The organism is Paenibacillus sp. 1-8 (genome assembly GCF_056316205.1).
Map to the genome: position 1 here is coordinate 4,942,570 of NZ_CM149995.1, position 21,726 is coordinate 4,964,295.

22 protein-coding genes, 1 pseudogene and 1 riboswitch are annotated in these 21,726 nt (G+C 50.2%); of the genes and pseudogenes, 6 read left to right on the plus strand and 17 right to left on the minus strand.

The window, feature by feature from the left end; genetic code table 11:
- Positions 1 to 94 precede the first annotated feature (94 nt).
- The 11 genes from AC0WRU_RS22720 to fni form a co-directional block, all read right to left on the minus strand.
- Positions 95 to 682, minus strand: coding sequence for a TIGR01440 family protein (locus AC0WRU_RS22720; RefSeq protein ID WP_476126395.1), 588 nt, complete (start codon positions 680 to 682; stop codon positions 95 to 97).
- 282 nt (positions 683 to 964) lie between these two features.
- Positions 965 to 1,046: riboswitch (ZMP/ZTP riboswitch) on the minus strand.
- A gap of 78 nt (positions 1,047 to 1,124) precedes the next feature.
- Positions 1,125 to 1,709: a low molecular weight protein arginine phosphatase gene (locus AC0WRU_RS22725; protein ID WP_025684754.1), complete on the minus strand. Its 585-nt coding sequence runs from the start codon at positions 1,707 to 1,709 to the stop codon at positions 1,125 to 1,127.
- An 85-nt stretch (positions 1,710 to 1,794) separates the two neighbouring features.
- The gene (locus AC0WRU_RS22730) at positions 1,795 to 2,355 is read right to left on the minus strand and encodes a manganese efflux pump MntP (protein ID WP_192511934.1); all 561 of its coding nucleotides are present in this window, start codon (positions 2,353 to 2,355) and stop codon (positions 1,795 to 1,797) included.
- 196 nt (positions 2,356 to 2,551) lie between these two features.
- Positions 2,552 to 3,790, minus strand: coding sequence for an L-threonylcarbamoyladenylate synthase (locus AC0WRU_RS22735; protein WP_476126396.1), 1,239 nt, complete (start codon positions 3,788 to 3,790; stop codon positions 2,552 to 2,554).
- Positions 3,791 to 3,972: 182 nt separating this feature from the next.
- A complete protein-coding gene (gene spoIIR / locus AC0WRU_RS22740; RefSeq protein WP_476126397.1) occupies positions 3,973 to 4,665 on the minus strand; it encodes a stage II sporulation protein R in 693 nt (230 codons plus the stop codon).
- A gap of 260 nt (positions 4,666 to 4,925) precedes the next feature.
- Positions 4,926 to 6,119: an FtsW/RodA/SpoVE family cell cycle protein gene (locus tag AC0WRU_RS22745; RefSeq protein ID WP_476126398.1), complete on the minus strand. Its 1,194-nt coding sequence runs from the start codon at positions 6,117 to 6,119 to the stop codon at positions 4,926 to 4,928.
- Positions 6,120 to 6,194: 75 nt separating this feature from the next.
- Positions 6,195 to 7,094 carry a peptide chain release factor N(5)-glutamine methyltransferase gene (gene prmC, locus AC0WRU_RS22750; protein WP_476126399.1) on the minus strand — a complete coding sequence of 300 codons (900 nt, stop codon included), beginning with the start codon at positions 7,092 to 7,094 and terminating at the stop codon, positions 6,195 to 6,197.
- A gap of 3 nt (positions 7,095 to 7,097) precedes the next feature.
- Positions 7,098 to 8,165 (minus strand): peptide chain release factor 1, encoded by a 1,068-nt coding sequence (gene prfA / locus AC0WRU_RS22755; protein ID WP_025683383.1) that lies wholly within the window; start codon positions 8,163 to 8,165, stop codon positions 7,098 to 7,100.
- Positions 8,166 to 8,378: 213 nt separating this feature from the next.
- A complete protein-coding gene (ychF, locus tag AC0WRU_RS22760) occupies positions 8,379 to 9,479 on the minus strand; it encodes a redox-regulated ATPase YchF (protein WP_025683384.1) in 1,101 nt (366 codons plus the stop codon).
- Between the two features lie 142 nt (positions 9,480 to 9,621).
- Positions 9,622 to 10,116: a GNAT family N-acetyltransferase gene (locus AC0WRU_RS22765; protein WP_476126400.1), complete on the minus strand. Its 495-nt coding sequence runs from the start codon at positions 10,114 to 10,116 to the stop codon at positions 9,622 to 9,624.
- Complete coding sequence (gene fni / locus AC0WRU_RS22770) at positions 10,113 to 11,213, minus strand: type 2 isopentenyl-diphosphate Delta-isomerase (protein WP_476126401.1); 1,101 nt, start codon at positions 11,211 to 11,213, stop codon at positions 10,113 to 10,115. Before fni ends, AC0WRU_RS22765 begins: the two co-directional genes overlap by 4 nt.
- A 313-nt stretch (positions 11,214 to 11,526) precedes the next feature.
- Here fni and AC0WRU_RS22775 point away from each other — a divergent pair.
- Positions 11,527 to 12,352 (plus strand): annotated as a pseudogene (locus tag AC0WRU_RS22775) (Rpn family recombination-promoting nuclease/putative transposase).
- Positions 12,353 to 12,644: 292 nt separating this feature from the next.
- Here AC0WRU_RS22775 and AC0WRU_RS22780 read toward each other — a convergent pair.
- From AC0WRU_RS22780 to AC0WRU_RS22790, 3 genes are read right to left on the minus strand one after another with little or no spacing between them, the layout of a single operon-like run.
- Positions 12,645 to 13,136 carry a DMT family transporter gene (locus AC0WRU_RS22780; RefSeq protein WP_025683387.1) on the minus strand — a complete coding sequence of 164 codons (492 nt, stop codon included), beginning with the start codon at positions 13,134 to 13,136 and terminating at the stop codon, positions 12,645 to 12,647.
- A 35-nt stretch (positions 13,137 to 13,171) separates the two neighbouring features.
- Entirely contained in the window at positions 13,172 to 13,876 is a 705-nt protein-coding gene (locus AC0WRU_RS22785; RefSeq protein WP_025683388.1) for a Crp/Fnr family transcriptional regulator, read from the minus strand.
- Positions 13,877 to 13,933: 57 nt separating this feature from the next.
- Positions 13,934 to 14,359, minus strand: a complete 426-nt coding sequence (locus tag AC0WRU_RS22790) for a DMT family transporter (protein ID WP_476126402.1) — start codon at positions 14,357 to 14,359, stop codon at positions 13,934 to 13,936.
- Between the two features lie 375 nt (positions 14,360 to 14,734).
- Between AC0WRU_RS22790 and AC0WRU_RS22795 the strand changes: the two genes are divergently transcribed.
- Positions 14,735 to 16,273 carry a phospholipase D family protein gene (locus tag AC0WRU_RS22795; RefSeq protein ID WP_476126403.1) on the plus strand — a complete coding sequence of 513 codons (1,539 nt, stop codon included), beginning with the start codon at positions 14,735 to 14,737 and terminating at the stop codon, positions 16,271 to 16,273.
- Positions 16,274 to 16,315: 42 nt separating this feature from the next.
- Here AC0WRU_RS22795 and cls read toward each other — a convergent pair whose 3' ends face one another.
- Positions 16,316 to 17,827, minus strand: coding sequence for a cardiolipin synthase (gene cls, locus AC0WRU_RS22800; RefSeq protein WP_476126404.1), 1,512 nt, complete (start codon positions 17,825 to 17,827; stop codon positions 16,316 to 16,318).
- 209 nt (positions 17,828 to 18,036) lie between these two features.
- Between cls and AC0WRU_RS22805 the strand changes: the two genes are divergently transcribed.
- From AC0WRU_RS22805 to AC0WRU_RS22820, 4 genes are all read left to right on the plus strand, one after another.
- Positions 18,037 to 18,630, plus strand: coding sequence for a TetR/AcrR family transcriptional regulator (locus AC0WRU_RS22805; RefSeq protein WP_476126405.1), 594 nt, complete (start codon positions 18,037 to 18,039; stop codon positions 18,628 to 18,630).
- A 64-nt stretch (positions 18,631 to 18,694) separates the two neighbouring features.
- On the plus strand, positions 18,695 to 19,036 hold the full coding sequence (locus tag AC0WRU_RS22810) for a DMT family transporter (RefSeq protein WP_476126406.1): 342 nt from the start codon (positions 18,695 to 18,697) through the stop codon (positions 19,034 to 19,036).
- A complete protein-coding gene (locus AC0WRU_RS22815; protein ID WP_476126407.1) occupies positions 19,036 to 19,350 on the plus strand; it encodes a DMT family transporter in 315 nt (104 codons plus the stop codon). The genes AC0WRU_RS22810 and AC0WRU_RS22815 overlap by 1 nt, the downstream gene beginning before the upstream one ends.
- A gap of 14 nt (positions 19,351 to 19,364) precedes the next feature.
- Positions 19,365 to 20,297: a 1-phosphofructokinase family hexose kinase gene (locus AC0WRU_RS22820; RefSeq protein ID WP_476126408.1), complete on the plus strand. Its 933-nt coding sequence runs from the start codon at positions 19,365 to 19,367 to the stop codon at positions 20,295 to 20,297.
- Positions 20,298 to 20,384: 87 nt separating this feature from the next.
- Here AC0WRU_RS22820 and AC0WRU_RS22825 read toward each other — a convergent pair whose 3' ends face one another.
- Together AC0WRU_RS22825 and mobA are read right to left on the minus strand one after the other, a co-directional pair.
- Positions 20,385 to 20,768 (minus strand): Lrp/AsnC ligand binding domain-containing protein, encoded by a 384-nt coding sequence (locus AC0WRU_RS22825; RefSeq protein WP_476126409.1) that lies wholly within the window; start codon positions 20,766 to 20,768, stop codon positions 20,385 to 20,387.
- An 86-nt stretch (positions 20,769 to 20,854) separates the two neighbouring features.
- Positions 20,855 to 21,562 (minus strand): molybdenum cofactor guanylyltransferase, encoded by a 708-nt coding sequence (gene mobA / locus AC0WRU_RS22830; protein ID WP_476126410.1) that lies wholly within the window; start codon positions 21,560 to 21,562, stop codon positions 20,855 to 20,857.
- Positions 21,563 to 21,726: the final 164 nt, after the last annotated feature.

Genomic DNA, 21,726 nt, shown 5'->3' on the forward strand with positions numbered 1-21,726 from the left:
GTATACAGGCAAGCGCCTGCTCCTCTGTTGGGTACCTCATCATCAATGCAAAAAAGATCAGTACAAACATGCAGTCCAAGCCAAAATACAAATGCTAGTCGCAGCTTCCGCCGCCTTCTTGCTCCAGACTATACACTGCTCGTTGTCCGCCAATGAGCGGAGGACGAGTGAACGCCGCCGTCACACGCGCTTCGCCAATCCAGCGAAGGCCTGGACGAAACGGAACGGCAATCGGTCGCAAATGCATACCGATCAGCGTCTCACCAATATCTACCCCCGCATGCGCCTGTACATTCGCCGCCAGACACGCATCTTCCAGCGCACGATAGGCGACGGCGGCCATAGATCCGCCTGCCGTACGGACGGGAACGGCGGCGACCTCCGTCAGTCCCAGCCGCTCCAGCACGGCTCGTTCAACCACCAGCGCACGGTTCAAATGCTCGCAGCATTGAAACGCCACATCAAAACCGTACGCCCTGCGAACAGATTCCACTCCAGCCAGCAATTGCTGCGCCACATCGAGCGCTCCCGCCGTGCCAATCCGGCTTCCCGCCACCTCACTGGTGCTTACGCCGATAACCAACAGGCGACCAGCCTTGAGACTGGCTGCTTCTGCGATTTCCTTCACGACAGAAGCGGTCTGTGCCTCAAGCGTAACCTCATGATCCAATTGTCCTACCATTGGAACCTCCTTTGGTTGAACAGCCTCACAGAGACTAGGCACAGGCTTATGCCCCATGTTCAACACACTCTCTCCTGATATCACAATCTGACTATATTATAGCCGATGAATCGGATTTCGAGCAGGAAATATGGAAAAACCGCTTAAAGGACCCTTTCGGTTTGGATACCCGAAGTAACAGTATGCGGAAGAATAATAGCCATTTGTCCGGACGGAAGGTCACTGAAGGCCGAACCTAGCTCATATACGAAAAAAGAGCAGTCCACAGCCTATGTGGATTTGCTCTTTTGCCCAGGCGACCGGCCGTATATCCGGTGCTCCATCGTGGTTAACCCCACTTTTGTCGCCAGTTACACCGGATTCTTGTTTTTCCACCTTATCTTAACGGATTAACAGCCGAAAATCAACAGATCCCGTACAAAATAGATGAGTGATACAAACTTTATTCGGACAAGGCCTTTAGCTTGTCCACCAGCTTGTGTAGCGCCGTTCGGATTTCCGCAGCCGTGACATCGTAATCTTCACGCGACCCGCCGAACGGATCGGAAATATCAAAACCCGGAATACGTTGACGCAGTTCAATCATTCGCTCACGCTCCCGTGCCGAAAGCTCCTGCCCCAATGAACCCATCAGTTGTTGCGAAGCGTACAGACCATCCAGCTCCTGTACATCATTCAGCACCGAATCCCGGTCCTCCACATATTCCTTGAGCGTAAACACTTTGCCCACCGTTTGGGGAAAGCGCTGAATGACGTGCTGCTTATGCCCTTGGGTCAAGGTTAAAATCAGATGTGCCCACTCGGCAAGCCCACCGTTCAAAGGAGTTGAGGTGATTTGATCCGAGACATTGTGGTCACGTAGCACTGCCTCTGCATGTCGGGAAATGGGCGTGCCTTCCATCGCAGCTACTCCCGCCGAGCGCACTTCCAGCCCTAGCCCGTGCTCAGCAGACAGCTTGCGCAGCATCCCTTCAGCCATTGGACTGCGACAGGTGTTCCCTGTGCATACGAATAAGATATGTTTCAACGTCTTCACCCCCCGTATGTTGAAAAAATATATAAACAGAGGATTACTAAAATCCTGTATTTATTTTACACTGTCTGCCCCAAAATCAAAACATAAACATAAAGCCGAACGCCAGTAAAATAGCACCGCCCACCGCTTCTCCATAGTCTCCCAGATTGCGGCTGACCTTGCGGCCTAACAGCAGTCCCAGCATTGCCATCGCTCCGCCGCAAAAGCCAAACGTCAGAACGGTCAGCACCAGATCACTCTGGAACATGCCCAGTGATACCCCGACAGAAAAGGAGTCGACGCTCACCCCAAGCGAAAATAGTAAAAGCCCCAGGGGCGAACGATGGTCCAGCACCTGTACCCCGTCACCCTTGAAGGAATTATACACCATATGCCCGCCCAAAAGGATAAGCAATCCCCCTGCAAAATAGGTCGTCACATGACCCAGTAAAGAACTCATATAATGGCCTGTGAACATACCCAGCAATGGCATCAGTATGTGAAAAAAGCCAATGACCGTGCTGATCCGCAGCACGTCCCGCAGGCGTATCCCCTTCATGCCGATCCCTACGCCCAACGATAACGCATCCATCCCCAGCGCTACAGCCATGACCAGAATCGTTACAATCTGCCCGGCATGGGCAGAGGCTGCCAGCATACTCCATCCCCCCAATATCCGTCTGCTCTTGTACACGTTATGCGGACAAGAGGCAAAACAGTACAAGCATACGGTTTACCGTGCTTGTACCAGGAAGGAGAGGGGCCAACTATGCTGAAAAGGTCAATCCATGCAAACGTGGGGACTGCATGTATAGGAAATGTTTGCGAAATATTCGGATAGTGTCCGCGTCGTCCTAGAGACGGACGACCCGATGGCCTGCTGCTTTAAGCAGGCGGTTCATAACGGCGTCTCCCAGCCCTTTTGGCGGACAGGCTTCCGCCAAAATATAGGTGACGCCTTCCTCGTCGCAGCGGCGCAGCACGCCGTACAGGCGCTGCGCCGCCTCATGGAGTGCGTCCAGCTTGCCCAGCGTGTAAACGCGCTCTCCGGCATAGCCGGCGGCATGCTCGTCGAACGCGAGCACCGCCGTGCGCTCTCCGCGCGCGGATGCCTCCGCCAGCGCAGTGCGAATCCAGCCCGTCACCTCCGCGGATGACGGGCCTTGCACTACGCTCAAGCGGCCTCGCGGCGCGTAGTGCGTGTACTTCATGCCCGGCGAACGTGGTGCCGGGCTATCGGCGTCCTCGTCGGGCGAAGCGCCGGCGAGCGCCGGGTCCAGCTCGACGGCGCGAGCGACCGCAGCAAGCTGCTCGGCCGTCACGCCGCCGGGGCGCAGGATGGTGACGGTTCCGTCGTCACCGGCCTGCACCACCGTGGACTCCAGCCCCACACCCGTGGGGCCACCGTCCAAAATGCCGCCGATGCGGCCCTCCAGATCCTCCCGCACATGCTGTGCAAGGGTCGGACTGGGCCTGCCCGAGCGGTTGGCGCTTGGCGCAGCCAGCGGACAGCCTGCTTCCGCGATCAGGCGCAGCGCTACCGGATGATCTGGCATGCGCACGCCGACCGTGTCCAGCCCCGCCGTTACACAGGGCGATAGTGCTTGCGGCATCACGGGCAGCACCAGCGTTAGCGGTCCCGGCCAGAACGCATCCATCAGCGCCCGCGCCGTATCATTCACTTCCGTTACCATGCCATCCAACTGGGCAGGGTCGGAAATATGTACGATCAGCGGGTTATCGGAAGGACGCCCTTTGGCGGCGAATACTGATTCTACCGCTTCCGTGCTACGCGCATCCGCGCCCAAGCCGTACACCGTCTCGGTAGGGAACGCTACGGTCTCTCCTGCTTGCAGCAGCACAGCAGCCTCACGAATGCCTTTTTCCGCCGCGACAAGGGCTTGTCCGGATAATATTTCACCAGAGAAATCCCCTTTAACCACCAAGCCTCTGACGTCCCACCAATTCGTATGGGAAGCCGCCAACGGCGGCTTTAGCTCATGAAGCCCCTGTTCATCCAGTACCGATTCACATTTTTCCTTTTGCACAGACTCTCCGCACAAACCTTGTATTTGATTCGATTTATCGCTCATATCAGATCATCCCATACGTTATTGTCATACAGTCCTGTTCAGTTTGCTCTATCGTCAAAGAACTTGCCTTGGCGGCTTATCTGAACCGAATCTGTCCATGTCTCACAGCTGTAAAACCTATATTTCATTATAACATACCGGAATCATCCACCCGTTGTTCTCTTTTCTACAGCTCACCACAATTAGGCAAAAAGACCACTCACCCATCCCCACAGCCCCGTCAACGCATCCCATAGAAAAAACCGTACTTCCGGCTCCTTGTCAGCGGCATTCGTCCGTTCGCCTCCTTGGTCCGCTTTTGCCGAGACCGCTTGTGCTGCTGCTTCACCGCTGCCCGCATCAATAAAGCACAAGGGAGGAAACAGCACACACCACCAATTTTGCCCTTTGCCTTGTCCCAGCGTAACCCGAAGCGCATCATAATCTCCTGCCGGATAAACAAGCCCACCGTACATCTTGGTCGGAAAAGGTACGTTTGCCAATTCCACCTGATGGTCGTACGAAATGCCCCGTCGAGCCAGCTCCGCGCCTACTAAACGGTCAATTTCGGGTAAATGAGCAGCAATCAGCACTCTGGCTTGCTCCAAACTTTGCGGGTTTTCCAACTTGCCGACCCACGCATCCATCTGTTGTACGATGGAATCCCTTATTTCACGTTTTACCAACTGATCCTCCGGGCGATCCGAATTGGCCAAAATACGCAATCGGATGGAATCATGCGGAATGACGCCAGCTCCTGTCGTGGCCATTCCTGCCCCTACAGGCCCTCTTGACCCTGGTGTCATGGCGGCATCTGTTTTTTGACCTTCCCACGACATCATTAATATCGAAATACAAAATAGTATCATTGCAGCTTGCTTGGTCCAGCTTCTCATCCCAATCCCCCCAAACTCTATCATGTCTATCAGTCTGTCCGGTTTGGGAGAGGCTAAACCTATGAATCTCGTAAAATGTTCAAGAAGATTTTTAAAAAAACATCCATAGCCCTACATCGAGCAACATGGATCTGCGTACCAAAGCTTGGGAGTAACCCGCGTAACGAAAAAGCCCAGATTTCACAATCTGGACCCTTTTTCATCTCGCTATTTTTCTCACCATAAAACACGAAGCTGTATCTATCCACAATCTGTACACACTAAGCTTTTTTCGCCTTCGTCAAGTTCACTCGGAATGGCTGTGGCAGATCGTCCTCCAACTCCTGACCGTGTACCTTGATACTCATAACCAGGCCAATACTAGCCATATTAATGAGCAGCGACGTACCCCCATAGCTTATAAAAGGGAGCGTAATCCCTGTCAGTGGCATGATGCCCAAAAACGCGCCGATATTCTCAAAAATCTGATACAGCAGCATGGACACAATGCCGACGATAAGATAAGGTCCAGCCCGATCACGACATTCCAGCGAGATCAGGATCATACGGTGTATCAAAATAAAGTATAACAGCAGCAACACCGATGAGCCCACAAAGCCAAATTCCTCCGCTACGACCACAAAAATAGAATCCGCATAGGTGTAAGGAACACGACCAGATTGCACCGAAGTCCCCTGCAAAAAGCCTTTGCCCATCATTCCACCAGAGGCAATGGCCAACTTGGCATTTTTCGTATGATAAGATGCCTTCGCTGTCGCTTCTTCCGGTACCAGCCAAGGGTCCAGACGCTCTACCCAGTGACTACGGCCAATGCCCTTCATAAAGGTATCAATCTGATCGTGGAAGGAAATATACGCTTTGATCCCGCCGCCTACGGCGACTGCAAAAATCGTAAATCCGATCAACGCATGGGAAGCTTTTACATTACCGATCCACAGCATCCCGAGAACGATGACAATGTAACCGAGCGCATTACCCAAGTCATTTTGCGCCATAACCATAGCGAACGGGACAAAGCTCACTAAAGCAACTGGAAGTACATCCTGTATAAAATAAAGCTTGCTCTTGCGCTTCTTTATCAGCATATAAGCCAGAAAAATAATAAGCACCAGCTTAAACACCTCAGCAGGCTGAAGGTTCAAGCCACCAATTTTCAAAAAGCCCTGAGAGTTGTTAACCGTCCCGCCAAAAAAACCGAGACCCAACAGGAATATTCCGCCTCCATATACATACAGGGCTTTTTTAATGAATATCCGAAAATCGACCAACGCTAAACCTAAAATAGCCACAAAACCCAATATATAATACCCGATCATTTTCTGGTAGTCGTTCCCGTGCTCCGCTATGTTGGTAGGGCCTCTACCCGCGCTATACACCGTTATGATACTAATCCCCATCAGCAAAACCAGAATGAAGATAACCGGACCGTCAATTTTTTTCAATTTCTGAAGCATGATTTCCCCCTGAGCCGTTTCTCGGTCATACTCCTTTTATTCTAAAGGAAAGACTCGCAAAAAGAAAATGCAGCATTATTCCGCAACGCCCAGGACATGGCGTTCGATTCCAGCAAGGTCCGGAACGATCAGAATCGTATTCCAATGACCTGCCTGCTCCAGCAGTCCAGCCACGTCTCTGGCCTGTCCCATGCCCAGCTCGAACCCGATCAGCCGTGGCGGGGCCTGAAGCAGCCCAAGCTGCTCCAGCATCGCTCGATACGGGCCAAGCCCGTCAGGCCCGCCATCCAGCGCCATGCGCGGCTCATGATCGCGCACCTCCGGCTGCAAGCCTGCGATGTCGGCGGCCGGGATATACGGCGGATTGGACACCAGGATGTCCACCGCCTTTCCCGCGAACGGCGCCAGCAGGTCGCCTTCGCGCAGCTCCACGGCTGCGCCGTTGGCAGCGGCGTTATGCGCCGCCATCTCCAGCGCTGCGGCGGAAATATCCCCCGCCGCCACGCGCCAACGGGGCCGCTCAGCCGCCAGCGTGACGGCAATCGCCCCGCTGCCCGCGCCGATATCGAGCGCCTGCGGAGCGCCGTCCCGCCACAGCCGGTCGCCGTGCTGAAGTATGGCCTCGACGAGAAGCTCTGTCTCAGGGCGCGGAATCAGCACCGACGGCGAAACCGCGAACGGACGGCCATAAAACTCCTGCCGTCCGATAATATACTGCGCTGGCTCACCCGCTGCTTTGCGGGCTATAACCGCTTCCCACGCCTCTTCGCCCGAGGCTGGGAACGGATCGCCCAGCGCAGCGTAGAACGCCGTGCCTTCCAGCCCGAGCACATGCTCCAGCAGCAGGCGGGCGTTATGCTGCGGCTCCAGCACGCCGCAGCTTCCTAAAAAAGAAGAAGCCTCAACTAAGGCTTCTCTGATACTCATGCTCCGTTCCGGCGACATCCGATACACAAGATCGCGTTCGTGTCCCAAAACTTAAACCTCTTGTTCCATCAAATCAGCCTGCTCTGCAATCGTGAGCGCCGATACGATTTCTTCGATCTCCCCGTTCATCACCTGATCCAGCTTGTGCATGGTCAGCCCGATGCGATGATCTGTTACACGGCTTTGCGGGAAGTTGTAGGTACGAATGCGCTCACTGCGATCCCCGGTACCTACCTTGCTCTTGCGCTCGCCTGCATATTTGGCTTCCTCTTCCTGACGAAGCATATCCGAAATACGGGCACGCAAAACCTGGAGTGCCTTCTCCTTGTTGGAGTTTTGGGATTTGCCGTCCTGACAGGTTGCCATGATGCCCGTTGGCATATGCGTTACACGTACCGCCGACTTGGTCGTATTAACGGACTGACCGCCAGCACCGCTGGAGCAGAACGTATCAACGCGGATATCCTTGTCGGAAATTTCAACATCCACTTCTTCGGCTTCAGGCATAACGGATACCGTAGATGTAGATGTATGAATACGTCCGCCGGATTCCGTCGTAGGAATCCGCTGTACGCGGTGTGCTCCGCTTTCGAATTTCATTTTGCTGTATGCGCCGCGTCCGTTAATCATGAAAATAACCTCTTTAAAGCCTCCGAGGTCATTCATGTTCGCGTCCATCAGCTCTACACGCCAGCCTTGGGTATCGGCATAACGAGTGTACATCCGGTACAAATCCGCCGCGAACAATGCCGCTTCGTCACCACCCGCTGCGCCACGAATCTCGATAATCACATTCTTATCATCATTCGGGTCCTTCGGCAGCAGCAAAATGCGAATTTTCTCGTCCAGCTCCCGTTTGCGGGCACTGAGCTCATCAATCTCCATTTTCACCATTTCACGCATCTCGTCGTCCAGCTTTTCCGCCTGCATGGCTTTAGCAGCGTCCAGCTCTTCAACGACAGTTTTATATTCGGTATATGCTTCATAAGCAGGCTGTAAATCAGACTGTTCTTTGGAATAATCTCTAAGCTTCTTGCTATCGTTCGCTACATCCGGATCGCAGAGCAGTTCGCTCAGTTTATCGTAGCGGTCCGCCAATGATTGCAATCGGTCCAACAAGCGATTCACCTCTTCAGTTAAATTAATATGAAGCCAGATTCAAATTCACTGGCTACAGCTCTTTATTATACCAACTAATCGATGAATTAGCTACTAAAAATACTTCTAATTCATGAATTGAATAACAACCATAATTTCAATAAAAAAAGCCGCCACCCAACACAGGCAGCGACTACTTTATTTAGAACAATGTTTTATACTGCAAACCTAATATTATACATTAAAACGGAAATGCATAACGTCTCCGTCTTGTACCACATATTCCTTACCTTCCAAACGAAGCTGACCACGTTCCTTAGCCCCGTTCATAGAGCCAGCAGCGACCAAATCGTTGTAGGATACAACCTCGGCACGAATAAATCCGCGTTCAAAATCCGTGTGGATAACACCCGCAGCACCCGGTGCTTTAGTTCCTTTGTGAATGGTCCATGCGCGTACTTCCTGCACACCTGCTGTGAAATACGTATACAGGCCCAACAAGCGGTAAGCGGCTTTGATCAGACGATTCAGACCGGATTCGGCCAGTCCCAGTTCCTCCAGGAACATCGCCTTGTCTTCGCCTTCCAGCTCGGCAATTTCAGATTCTACTTTGGCGCTAATAGGCACCACTTCTGCATTTTCCGCTACAGCAAAATCACGTACCTTTTGCACATATGGATTGCTGTCGGCTTCCGTTACGCCGTCTTCGCTGACATTAGCTGCGTACAGTACAGGCTTCATCGTAAGCAAATGAAGATCACGTACAATCAACTGTTCTTCATCCGACAATTCCACGCTGCGCGCAGGCATATCAGCATACAGTGATTCCTTGATCCGCTCCAGCACTTCAACTTCCTGGGTGTATTGCTTGTTGCCACCCTTCATGTTTTTGCGGGAACGCTCAATGCGCTTGTCTACGCTTTCGATATCCGCCAGAATCAGTTCCAGATTAATGGTCTGAATGTCACTGATCGGGTCGATTTTTCCGTCCACATGGGTGATGTTCTCATCTTCAAAACAACGTACCACATGCACAATCGCATCCACTTCACGAATATGAGCCAGAAACTTGTTACCCAAACCCTCGCCCTTGCTCGCGCCGCGTACAAGTCCTGCAATATCAACAAATTCAAAAGCCGTCGGCACCGTTTTGTTCGGCACAACCAGTTCAGTCAGCTTATCCAGCCGCTCGTCCGGTACTTCAACAACACCTACATTCGGATCAATCGTACAAAATGGATAGTTTGCGGATTCCGCACCCGCCTGCGTTATTGCGTTAAACAGTGTTGATTTGCCCACGTTCGGCAGACCGACAATCCCCGCTTTTAAAGCCATAATCAGAACAACTCCCGTTTATATAAAATGTGCGTTATGCCATCCGTTAGTTTACCAACCCACATTATATATGAGAACCTATACATGCGGCAAGCATACGACTGTGACTTTCAGGATTTTGCTATATCCTCTACTTCTTCATTTAAATCTCTTTGCTCATCTGAATATCCGTAACCCGATAGCCTGACTTGCGGTACACATGCAAAGCCCGCTCATTATGCCCAAATACGTGCAAACCGATGCGGACAGCTCCCAGCCTGCGAGCTTCCTGTTCCAAAGCCCCCATCGCCAGCGTACCTAGTCCCCGCCCCTGATATGAATCGTAGACGAGAATATCCAGCAGAAAAGCTTCTTTTCCTTGTGCGGTATCCGTAATATTGAACCAGATATAGCCCGCTTCCTCTTGGCTCTCCACAAAATCCGTATCCGAATACATCAGCATGTAAAGGTGAGCATGGGGAGTATCCAGTCTCTGTGGCAAATACTTGCCAAAGCTTTCCTTAGCCCGTTCCGGTGCTTCCTCCACCGTCCACGTCCCTGCTTGAATTTTGTCCTCTGCGTAATCCACAAGCGAGCGCTGCTCAAAACGATCATACTGCTCGTCGTTCATAGGAACCAAACTGATGAATCCACTCATCTGTTCGCCTTCTTTCTTAATCGAGTCGTATCTTTAAGACTTTCAATCCCATCTACCCCGATGCCAAACATGACTGTGCGCAGTTCCAGCTCCACCTGCTCCAGCCGCGCTTCCAACGCCTCTGTGGAGGCGACCGCCGATCCGAGCAGCGACCGTCCGAAACCCGCCATATCAGCGCCCAAGGCAAGCGCCTTGGCTGCATCGACACCGTCTCTCAGTCCGCCACTGCCAATCACTGCACCATTCGGCTGCGCAGCCCTGACCTCTACGATACAGTCTGCGGTGGAGTTTCCCCAATCCGCAAATGCTTCCGCCGCCGCACGACGTACAGGATCGGGATTGCGGAATTTTTCCACCTGACTCCAGCTTGTACCGCCTGCGCCAGCGACATCAATAAAAGCTACCCCCGCATCGTACAATCTCGAAGCCGTCTCACCATCTATACCCCAGCCTACTTCCTTCACTCCTACGGGCACTGAAAGCTGGCGGCACAGCTCTTCAATGCGTCCAAGCAATCCGCTAAAATCCAGATTCCCTTCGGGTTGGAAAACCTCCTGCAATCCGTTCAAATGTAGTACCAGCATGTCCGCTCTGGCAATCTCCACCGCACGGCGACAGTCGTCAACGCCAAATCCGTAGTTCAACTGCACTGCTCCCAGATTGGCAAGGATCGGAATACTTGGTGCCAGACGACGAACCGCAAAGGTCGGAGCCAGTTCTTCTTTTTCCACCGCAGCTCGCACCGAGCCTACTCCCAGCGCCCAGCCGCGTTTCTCCGCTGTTTCTGCCAAGCGCTCATTAATCGCTCCCGTCTCCGCGCTGCCGCCTGTCATAGAGCTAATCAGCAGCGGCGTTCGCACTGCGCGCCCCAGAAAAGTAGTGTCCAAACATACCTCATCAAAATGCAGCTCAGGCAGTGCACAGTGTTTAAAGGCATAGCGCTCCAGTCCATTCGTGATGCCTTGGCCTGCCACGTCCTCTTGCAAACAAAGGCGGACATGCTCTATTTTCCGTTCACCTGTCCGTGCAGCAGGCAGCAAAGAGCCGGATTTGTCGGAACTCTCAGGTGTTTCAGATTTATTTTCCACATTACTCATCTATGTCCCACCTCATTCAGGTCACTTCATGTATTTACATTGGTCCGAAAACACAAATAAGACCGCTCCCGAACACGGTAACCGATCTATTTATGTATTATTACAGGCAATTATTTAGATACTTTTATTGTAGCATGGATGGAAAAATATATACACAAAATCGCGAGCCTTTCCTCTGCTTATATAAACCCGGCCAAATTCTATTTTGGTCTATTTGTGTTTTGGACATAAATATTTTCAAATAAAGTAGGTCTGTTTGAAATACGCAATGAACTATGATGATGATATAATAAAGAAAACGGAGTTGGTCTATATGGAATTGCTTGATCCGCGCAATGATTTTCTGTTTAAACGTATTTTTGGCAGTGAAGAGAATCGGGATGTTCTGTTGGCTTTTTTGAATCGAACATTTGCAGAAGCTGGGAAACCGCCTCTTCGTGAGATCATCTTGCTCAATCCCTACACGGATAAAGATTCTCCACGCGACAAGCAGTCGATCTTGGACATTCGTGCCAGAACGACAGAAGGTGAAATTATCAATGTGGAGATGCAGCTTTTTAATAAGTATGATACCGAAAAAAGAACGTTGTTCTATTGGAGTAAGCAATATTCAGGGCAATTGCAGGAGGGGCAGCCTTACAGCAGTTTAAAAAGATGTGTAACCATTAACATTTTAAATTACTCCTTTTTGCTCAATGACTTATATCACAATGTATTTCATTTACGAGAGGATCACACCGGGATTTCGCTGATGGACGATATCGAAGTTCACTTTCTGGAATTACCCAAGCTGGATGAGCAAGCTGTTTCCATGGAAGAGGGTGGACTTGTCAATTGGCTGTTATTTCTCAAAGGAACGGATCAATCCAAATGGGAGGTGCTGACGATGAAAGAGCCTGTATTAAAAAAAAGCGATGGATACGCTGGAGTTTCTGAGTCAGAATGAAGAAGCACGAAGGCAGTATGAGGCACGGCAAAAATTTCTTCACGATGAAGCTTCCATGATCGAAGGAGCGAGAAATGAAGGCAAAGTTGAGGTTGCGAGAAAGCTTCTTGCCCTTGGTATTAACATTCCTGTGATCGTTGAAGCATCTGGATTATCGGAAGATGAGGTTAAGGCTTTGAAGCCTTTGCAATAAGAAAAAAATCAAAAACTCCCAGTCCAATGTGGTCAGGAGTTTTTGATTTTTTTTAATTCGTGTTCAGTCAGGCAACGGATTATTTAACGAGAAATTTATCGTCTGTTATGATGAAAAAACAATTCTTGACCACATCTTGACCAAAAATCTGTTTTGATCTAACGCTGTATCTTGATTCATTCCTAAACAAACAAAAAAAAGCCTTGATCATCAAGGCTTTTGGCGTATAGGACGGATGGGGATCGAACCCATGACCCTTACCCTGTCAAGATAAGGATCATCATAACGTCCTTTATCCCTTCATCGAATCAGGTACATGTGAAATGCTTTCTTGCTGCTCCTTCGTACGCCCGTTGCCAAACTTGAATATCAGAATGCCGCCGATAATGACCAGCACACCGATCAGCTTGGTAAAGGTGAACGGAATCTTTTCCAGTCCCAGCCATCCTAACGAATCCCACAGCAAAGCAGTGCCCAATTGTGCCGTTAATACGATAGATATCGCATAAGTCGGACCAAGCAGCTTCACTCCTTGTACCAGACAGAATACCACGCCAACACCAATCATTCCACTGACCCAGTACCACGGCTGCATATGCTGTAGTGTAAATGTATTTTTCCCTGCAAAAATAAGACTGCCGAGCAAGGAGGCCAGAAACCCCGTCCCCAGCACAAGTGTGGTTGTGGCCCATGAACCTGTCCGTTCGTTCACCTTATTATTGAATATCGTTTGCAGGCTAACAAAGGCTCCTGCGATAACCGCCAGTACAATTCCTAACAGCATGATTCAGCTCTCCCCTGCTAATTCTTTACGAATGATTATGCTTCATAAATATTATGGCCTGCCAGTTGGCCCAAACCTTCTCTGTCACGAATCACAATATAGCCCCCTGTTCGTTCCACCAATCCATCTGCGCTCATCTTGCGAATCACACGGTTGAGATGCCTGTAGCTGGTTCCGATCAAATTCGCCACATCTACGAGACTGGATGCCCGCAGTTCTTCATGAAAAGAAGAAGAATCCCCTTCCTCAAAGGAAACGGATAGCAGGTAACTGGCCAGTCTGACTTCCACAGGATACATTAGGTTAAAACTGGAAAAGTCAGAATCCATGCAAAACTTCCGGGTAACGATATCCAGCAAAAATTGCAGCATTGGAGCGTAGGCTCTGCCATATTTATTCATCCATTGCTGGTGAATACCGATTACATATATAGGGGATACAGCCTCCACCGTATTGATCACGTTGCTTCTGCGAATATATTCAACATCCCCAATAACCTCAATTGGTGTTTTAAAGCAGAGAACCAGTGTTTTGCCTTCCGTTGAACTGGTATAGATCTTGACCTTGCCCTGTACCAATATGTACAGATGTTCAATGGAATCCCCTTGTGAGCACAGCTTTTCCCCTTGCTCCAAACGATGCAGTGACAAATAAGGCCGCAGCGGCTCATGTAGTATGGATTCTAGCTGATGCAGTTGTAAAAAATGCTTCAGTTGCTCTTGATCCTGAATTTCTTTCATGCTTGGGCTCACCTTCGTTTTCTACGTTCTGGGTTCCTTCTCCGAATGAAGTTCTATTTAGAGCTTCAAAATGATCACACCCGCGATCATCATGCCAATGCCTATAAATTGCGGAAGCTTCATTTTTTGCTTCACTACACCAAACCATCCGTTAATATCAACCAGAAAGGTCAGGCACAACTGGGCAATCAACAGCGCCGAGATCGTGAATGTAACTCCGATATGCTGAATAGCGGTCACTTCACTGAATATGATGATAGCTGCAAAAGCGCCTCCCAAGAGATACACAGGCTTTACCTGCTTCATCTCCGCCACATTTCCATCTCGTGTGAACATCCAGATCAATGCCGCCAAAATAACACCCGTTAACTGAGTAATCGTAGCCGCCTGCCATGTACCGATATCCTGACTTATCCGTGTATTCGCCACCCCTTGCAGCGTAATACAAGCGCCTCCCAAAAAAGCAAATAAAATTCCTCTCATGAATCGTTATTCTCCCTATCTAAGTGACTTTTCTATTTATTAAAGTATAGGTTAGTCTCACCATAAAGGACATATGTCCTGAATCAACAAAAAAATCCCCTCTTCATAATAAGAGGATTAGGATATGTCCCACCTGTTCTGTGAAAATGCTCTCCGTAAATGAGAAAGGGATGGGAACCTATACTGTTATGATCTATTCCGATTCCACATAATCTATAATGGGTGCCCATTCCAACCATCCATACCTTTCCTTCCAGTCATTACGCTTCAATCCTGTACACTTGCGTTAATAACTAGACAGTATCCCATCCTAAAACTGCATGTTCCGGTACGATGAAGTGGAATGCAGCGTTCAATAGAGGAGTTGACCCCCATATGACTAAGCATGATACGCTGCATTCTGAGCCGGCATATAACCCTGTTTCCCAACAAAAGAAATCTAAAAGAAAGCTATTCCAAAGGAAATCCGGGCGAACAAGCCGCGCTATTAAAATCATTATCCTGTTACTCATCCTGTGGCTGATTGCCATCATGATCTATCAGACCCATAAGCCACTGCCCCCCTTCGTTTCTTATGAAAGTCAGGAGTATTCGATCAACGAGGTAAACTTCTGGACGGATTTGACCTATCCTACCGGGGATGGAAGTACCGCACAGCACGAAGGGCAAATTTTGAACCGTATGCTTGGGATCGTTGACGAAGCCAAACAATTTATCGTCATCGACCTGTTTCTGTTCAACGATTATAAACATAAGGGCCAGCGCGTCCCCCAAGTCAGCGCACAGATGACCGAGCATCTTATTGCCAAAAAGAAGGCCAATCCTGATATGCCTATCTTTTTCATTACAGATGATGTCAATACCAATTACAATTCATCCCCCAATCATTTGCTGGAGAATATGAAACGAGCGGGGATTCAGGTTGTGCAGACCGATGTGGACCCGCTGCGGGATTCCACGCCAAGCTATTCTGCGGTGTGGCGTACCTTTTTCCAATGGTTCGGACAGCAGGGCACAGGCTGGATTCCCAACCTGATGGCCAGTGACGGACCTGACGTTACGGCACGCTCTTATCTCAAGCTGTTAAACGTCAAGGCCAATCATCGAAAATTGGTTGCCAGCGAGCAAACAGCGCTCATTTCCACAGGGAATGTTCACGATGCGAGTGCATATCACTCCAATGTGGCGCTGGAGGTGAAGGGCCCCATCATCGGGGACATTTTACAAACCGAGCAGGCGGTGCTGGACTTCTCCGGCGGAGGGCAGCTTCCTGCCTATACGCCACAAGCGGAAGCCTCTACTCAATCGGGAAAAGACAGCTACCGGATCAAATATCTAACCGAAGGTAAGGTATACACATCGGTTCTGGATGCCATCGGGCAGACAAAGAAAGGCGATAGCATTCATATGGGCATGTTTTATTTGGCAGACCGTAAAGTGTTGAACAGCCTGCTGGATGCCTCTGCACGCGGTGTGAGCATCCAATTGTTGCTGGACCCGAATCAAAACGCGTTTGGACAGGAGAAAATCGGCATTCCCAATCGTCCGGTCGCCAAAGAATTGTCCGATAAATCGGGCGAAAAAATCCAAATCCGCTGGTACAATACGACCCATGAGCAATATCATACCAAACTGATTTATATTGCCAAGGGACAGGGAGATCACATCATTTTGGGCGGGTCTACGAATTTGACATCACGTAATTTGAACGACCTGAATCTGGAAAATGAATTGTGGGTGGCCGCTCCGGCGGACAGCAAGCTGACCCGACAGATTGCGGCCTATTTTGATACATTATGGAATAACCGGGGAGCTGAATACAGTCTGGATCTGGAGGCTTACGAGGACAAATCTACATTTTGGAAAGGTATACTATATCGTCTACAAGACATCTTGGGCTTTACCACATTTTAAAATTAGGAGGGCACTGTAGCGTGCTTACTTTCTTCATTCAACCTACAGCAGCGGTGAAAGCAGCCGGGCGAGGGATTCCATCAAACGCTTGAACAGACGCTTTTTCATAAATTCCTCGCGTACGATCAGGCTGGCAGACTGCAAATCCCGCTCATAATCCGCCACCATCTGCTGTACACTATGCGTGCGGATCAACAGAGCGTTGACTTCAAAATTCAGGTGGAAGCTACGCATGTCCATATTAGCTGTCCCGATGGTCGCAACCTCCCCGTCAATAATGAGAAGCTTGGAGTGAAGGAAGCCTTTTTCATACTCATATACCTTGACCCCAACCTCCAGCAACGTTTGGAAGTACGAATGGGACGCGAGGAACGGCAGCCACTTGTCCGGTTTGGCAGGAAACAGAATCCGCACGTCCAAACCGGACAGAGCCGCCATCCGCAGCGCGGTCAAAATATCTTCATCCGGGATAAAATAAGGAGTGGCAATCCATACCGATCTGCGGGCGGATGTGATCATGGAGAAGAACAGATTTTTGAGCACTCTCCGCTCATTATCTGGGCCGCTGGCAATAATCTGCACGCCTCCGTCCGTAATTGGCTCGATTTTTGGGGACAGATATTCCTTATTCAGCACCGATTCACCCGTCATATGAAGCCAGTCCTGCAAAAATATAAGTTGCAGCGTTCGCACAGCCTCGCCCTTCACAATCATGTGCGTGTCACGCCAAAAGCCGTAGGCTTTGTTACGGCTGAGGTACTCATCCCCTACATTCAGACCGCCGATCAATCCAATATTGCCGTCGATAACCACAATTTTACGGTGATTACGGTAGTTTACCCGGCTGGAAAAGAACAAGATCCGTGCACCGCCATAAGCGACGACCTCTACCCCCGCATCCCGCATTTCCTTCAAGAAAGCCTTCGACAGTTGAATGCTGCCCACCGCATCGTACATAAACCGCACCTTGACGCCAGCTTTGGCCTTTTCGATCAAGATTTTCTGAATGCTGGTGCCGATATCATCCGACCGGAAAATGTAGTATTCCATGTGGATATGATGCTCTGCCTTGCGCAGTTCCGCCAATAGTGTGGAGAAGGTCTCATCTCCGTTGTTCAAGATTTGGGTTTCCGCCGCAAAATAAATCGGGGAACGGGCCAGTCTGCGTGCCAAACGCATCAACCGCTGCTGCTCATCTGTAAAGCAGGTCAAGTCCCGTTTGACGTGCATGGCATCCTTCTCGATACGCTCGTAAGCCTGCTGGTCACGCAATGCCTTTTTGTCATACTTGCGGCGTTTGAACACATTTTGCCCGAATAAAAAATAAAGAGGAAGTCCAACCACCGGCAGCAAGGCCAGCAGCAAAATCCAGGACATCGTAGTGGAGGGATTGCGATTCTCCGAAAAAATAATCAGACTGATGGAAATGACCGTCAGCGTGGAGAAAATACTGATGACCGTTCCTTCATTTCTGCCGATGGAATTAAACAATCCAAAATAATATATCACAAAAACCATAGCCGCAATTAACACAGCCAGTAAGCTTCGCCTCATAATTTACCTCATTTCCAATGCACTGCATTTGACAGTATTCTTCATTATATTGTACATGAGCACCTTAATTCTTCCCACTTTTTTGTTAGGATTTATGAAGAAAAAAAGAATCCAGGGGAAAACTCAAAACAAAACCGGATAAAGCCGGATTGACACTTACTTTTTTTCATGAGAAAATAAACTAACGAACGTTAGGTAGGTGATTAATATTGGGTATGGAGGATATCCGAAAGGCTGCTCTTTGTCAATTTGCCGCCAATGGGTATGAGGGAGCGTCCTTGAGTAGTATTGCTGCTGAGGTCGGTATTCGAAAACCGTCTATATATGCGCATTATCAAAGCAAGGAGGATCTGTTTCTACAGGTGGCGAGGTACGCTTTTCAAGAGCAGAATTTACGTATTTTTGAATACTTTTCGGAACGCAGAGATCAGTCGCTGGAGCATACACTGCATGACTTCCTGTTTTGGATGGGACAGGAATATAAGAACAACAATACAGCCAAGTTTATGCTTCGTTTTTCCTTCTTTCCGCCTGTATCTTTGTATAACGAGGTTCTGGATATTGTTAATCCTTTTCTGGAAAATATGGAGCGAAAATTAACTCGCCACCTCCGGAATGCACGAGATAGGGAACCCTTTGGACATATGGAGCCAGTGGATGTGGCTTTATCCTTCATAACACTGCTCGACGGAATCATGGTGGAACTGCTGTACAGTGGAAGCCTGAACTACCACCGAAGACTGAACGCTGCGTGGCCTATTTTTTGGCGTGGAATTACGTTAACCCCGCCTCATGAAGCGTGAAGGAACAAGAACGTAACGAGTGATTAATTTACAACTAATCTATATTTAAAGGGGAACGCTCATCATGAATCGCAGCTGGATTTATGTTTTTATTGGTGGCCTTATTGAGGTCGTATGGGTCTCGGGTCTGAAGCATGCGGATTCTGTACTCGCATGGATTGTAACCGTGCTGGCTGTAGTGGCCAGCTTTTATTTGATCATGAAGGCTGCGAACCGTTTGCCTGTGGGCACAGTATATGCTGTATTCACCGGACTGGGGACAGGGGGAACGGTCGTAGGTGAAATGCTGCTGTTCGGGGAACCGTTTCAATGGTCCAAAACGCTGTTAATCGCTCTTTTGCTGGCAGGCGTGGTCGGTCTGAAATTGGTTACTGACCGTAATGCTCAGGAAGGGAGTGGCTCATAATGGCTTGGATTGCATTGGTTATCGCGGGATGCTCGGAAGTTTTTGGAGTCATCGGTATGAAGGGAGTTACGATCGGCAAGGGCTGGAAGGCATTCACGCTCATGGTTCTATCTTTTGTCATTAGCTTCTCGCTGCTCAGCTACGCAATGAAGAGTTTACCTATGGGAACTTCCTACGCAGTGTGGACAGGCATCGGAACGGTCGGTAGCACGATTACGGGCATGTTCTTGTACGGTGAGCAAAAAAGCGTATTGCGTGTGTTGTTTATCGCTATGATTCTTGCCGCAGCACTGGGCTTAAAGCTGATTTCTTAAAGGAGTGATGCCTTGTGATTACCACCGTAACGCTTAACGCGGCTGTGGATAAAATCTACACGGTTGCAGGCTTCGGTATGAATGCCGTCCACCGGATCGAGGGCGGCCTGGCGGTGCCGGGCGGCAAAGGCGTCAATGCCGCCCGTGTCATTCGCACGCTGGGCGAGCCTGTGCGGGCGACCGGGTTTGCCGCTGGACACACTGGGCGGCTGCTCATCGACGGGTTGAGCTCGGAAGGCGTAAGCGCCGATTTTATCGAAATGGAGCACGGGGAAACCCGTCTCGCCATTACCGTGCTTGACCCGTCCACGCGCACTCAGACCGAGCTGATCGAAAGCGGCCCGACTATCGGGCCGTCTGAGCTGGCCGCGCTGCGGCGCAAAATCACGACCCTTGCCGCGGACTCGGCTTGGGTCGTGTTCTCGGGCAGCATGCCTCCGGGCTGCCCGCCAGATCTATACGCCGAGCTGTGCACGCTGGCGAAGGCGCGCGGTGCGCGAGTGGCGCTGGACGCGAGCGGCGAGGCCTTGCGCCTGGGGCTGCGCGGAAGGCCCGACCTCGTGAAGCCTAACGAGGACGAGGCCGCCCGCTTCGCCGGCATCGACGCCGCGCGCCCGGATGCCGCTGAAGCGGCGGCAGCGCAGCTGCTTGAGGCCGGAGCGCAGCTGGCCGTCATCTCGCTCGGCGCGCGCGGGGCGCTGGCGGTAACGCGGGATGCGCGCTACCGCGTGAGCCTGCCGAACGCGGACATTGTCAGCGCGCTCGGCAGCGGTGACGCCATGGTCGCCGGGCTGGTCACCGGCGCGGCGGCGGGACTGGAGCTCCCGGCCATGCTACGGCAGGGAGCGGCCTGCGGCACGGCGGCGGCTTTGCACGCCATGGCCGGAAAGATTGAGCTCCAGGACGTGAAGCGTCTGGAGCAGGGCATTACAGTGACGCTGTTGTAATCGGCGTCACTTTTTTATTTCATCTAAACATTCGCTTATTTCATTTCACAAATACAGTTATTCCGAATGTGCGGTTCTCCGACTGACTTACAGCAAAACCCTGTTTTCCAGTATATTTTTCATACAAATATGCGACTTCGAAGGGCCTACTTTCACCAATGAAGCCTGAAGCTCTGTAATTTCCTCTACCGACGTGGTTTGTACCTTGATGAGATAATTAAATTCCCCGCTGATGCGAAATAAATTGGTGACCTCTTTTACCCCTCTACAAAAATTAACCAGCTCTTGGCAATACTCTGTCCTTAATAGAATAAATGTAGTTGTCCTTCGATCCTCCAGCTTGGTAATTCTTTCTTTAACGGATACGCCCCCACTACGACGCCCCCTGATTGAACACAAATACATTTTGTACCCCCAAGGCTGAATCAGCCCTACTGCCAATAAAACGGCATGGGTAATAGCTTCTAGCATGAATATATTCCCCCAAATTCATTCCATCATATTCTCTCTGGTATTTTCTCTCTCTCACAGTTCTCGAACAAAGAGCTTGTACGTTCCTAATCCTCCTGTGCTTCCTTTAAGTTTTTCACGTTCTGCGTGTCCCTTACGGTCTGCTTGGCCTGCGTGTTCTGTTGTACGCTATGCTTCAACTGCTCTATAGCAAGCTGGTAATCCTGCGGATTATTCATGTTAAATGTGGTCTTATGCCATATGTCTTCACTCACCCCCGGCAAATCCTCCACCTTCGCATAACGAACGTTCAGCTTGTCTAACCAATCGGTGAGACGAAGTCGTCCACTGCGCAAACATTCCTCGGCAGACGGCAGCACACTCTGGTGGTACACAGCCAGCAACGGGTGTATACGTCCGTCCACAGAAGAGATTACAGCTTGCAATGCTGGTTCTGTCGTTCCTTGCAACTCCGCCCACTTCTCAGTTACAGCGAGCAGGACATGCAGCACCTCTGGCTGTACAAAAGGCATATCACAAGCGATAACGATGCCCCACTCCGTTCCAGAAGCAGACAACCCTGCATGGATGCCGCTTAAAGGTCCCATGCCCGGATATAGATCAGGCACATTCTCCAAACCAATCAACCCATACCCCTGCCCGTCACGAGTAACGACAATAACCCGCTCGGTCACCTTCTCTAAAGCGATAGCCGTCCGTTCAAGCATAGTAGCTCCCTGAATCTCAAGCAGGGCCTTATCCTGTCCCATTCGACTGGAACGTCCTCCAGCGACAATAATACCAGTCACATTCACGACCACATCCCCCTTTTCTCAATGAAATAAGTTCATAAATAACCCCTTGAGCTATTGGACAAAATTTAATATTACATAATTGTTAATTTATTGGTTTGTTAACCCTTTCAACACATGATACATTGGATAGAGAACCTTCCCATAGATCGGCATTCTATGCTTTA

Bases quoted from the DNA above. Each gene is read 5' to 3' on its own strand.
- AC0WRU_RS22720 (WP_476126395.1), bottom strand. From the start codon at position 682: ATGGTAGGACAATTGGATCATGAGGTTACGCTTGAGGCACAGACCGCT.
- AC0WRU_RS22730 (WP_192511934.1), bottom strand. From the start codon at position 2,355: ATGCTGGCAGCCTCTGCCCATGCCGGGCAGATTGTAACGATTCTGGTC.
- AC0WRU_RS22735 (WP_476126396.1), bottom strand. From the start codon at position 3,790: ATGAGCGATAAATCGAATCAAATACAAGGTTTGTGCGGAGAGTCTGTG.
- spoIIR (WP_476126397.1), bottom strand. From the start codon at position 4,665: ATGAGAAGCTGGACCAAGCAAGCTGCAATGATACTATTTTGTATTTCG.
- AC0WRU_RS22745 (WP_476126398.1), bottom strand. From the start codon at position 6,119: ATGCTTCAGAAATTGAAAAAAATTGACGGTCCGGTTATCTTCATTCTG.
- ychF (WP_025683384.1), bottom strand. From the start codon at position 9,479: ATGGCTTTAAAAGCGGGGATTGTCGGTCTGCCGAACGTGGGCAAATCA.
- AC0WRU_RS22765 (WP_476126400.1), bottom strand. From the start codon at position 10,116: ATGAGTGGATTCATCAGTTTGGTTCCTATGAACGACGAGCAGTATGAT.
- fni (WP_476126401.1), bottom strand. From the start codon at position 11,213: ATGAGTAATGTGGAAAATAAATCTGAAACACCTGAGAGTTCCGACAAA.
- AC0WRU_RS22780 (WP_025683387.1), bottom strand. From the start codon at position 13,136: ATGCTGTTAGGAATTGTACTGGCGGTTATCGCAGGAGCCTTTGTTAGC.
- AC0WRU_RS22785 (WP_025683388.1), bottom strand. From the start codon at position 13,876: ATGAAAGAAATTCAGGATCAAGAGCAACTGAAGCATTTTTTACAACTG.
- AC0WRU_RS22790 (WP_476126402.1), bottom strand. From the start codon at position 14,359: ATGAGAGGAATTTTATTTGCTTTTTTGGGAGGCGCTTGTATTACGCTG.
- AC0WRU_RS22795 (WP_476126403.1), top strand. From the start codon at position 14,735: ATGACTAAGCATGATACGCTGCATTCTGAGCCGGCATATAACCCTGTT.
- cls (WP_476126404.1), bottom strand. From the start codon at position 17,827: ATGAGGCGAAGCTTACTGGCTGTGTTAATTGCGGCTATGGTTTTTGTG.
- AC0WRU_RS22810 (WP_476126406.1), top strand. From the start codon at position 18,695: ATGAATCGCAGCTGGATTTATGTTTTTATTGGTGGCCTTATTGAGGTC.
- AC0WRU_RS22815 (WP_476126407.1), top strand. From the start codon at position 19,036: ATGGCTTGGATTGCATTGGTTATCGCGGGATGCTCGGAAGTTTTTGGA.
- AC0WRU_RS22825 (WP_476126409.1), bottom strand. From the start codon at position 20,768: ATGCTAGAAGCTATTACCCATGCCGTTTTATTGGCAGTAGGGCTGATT.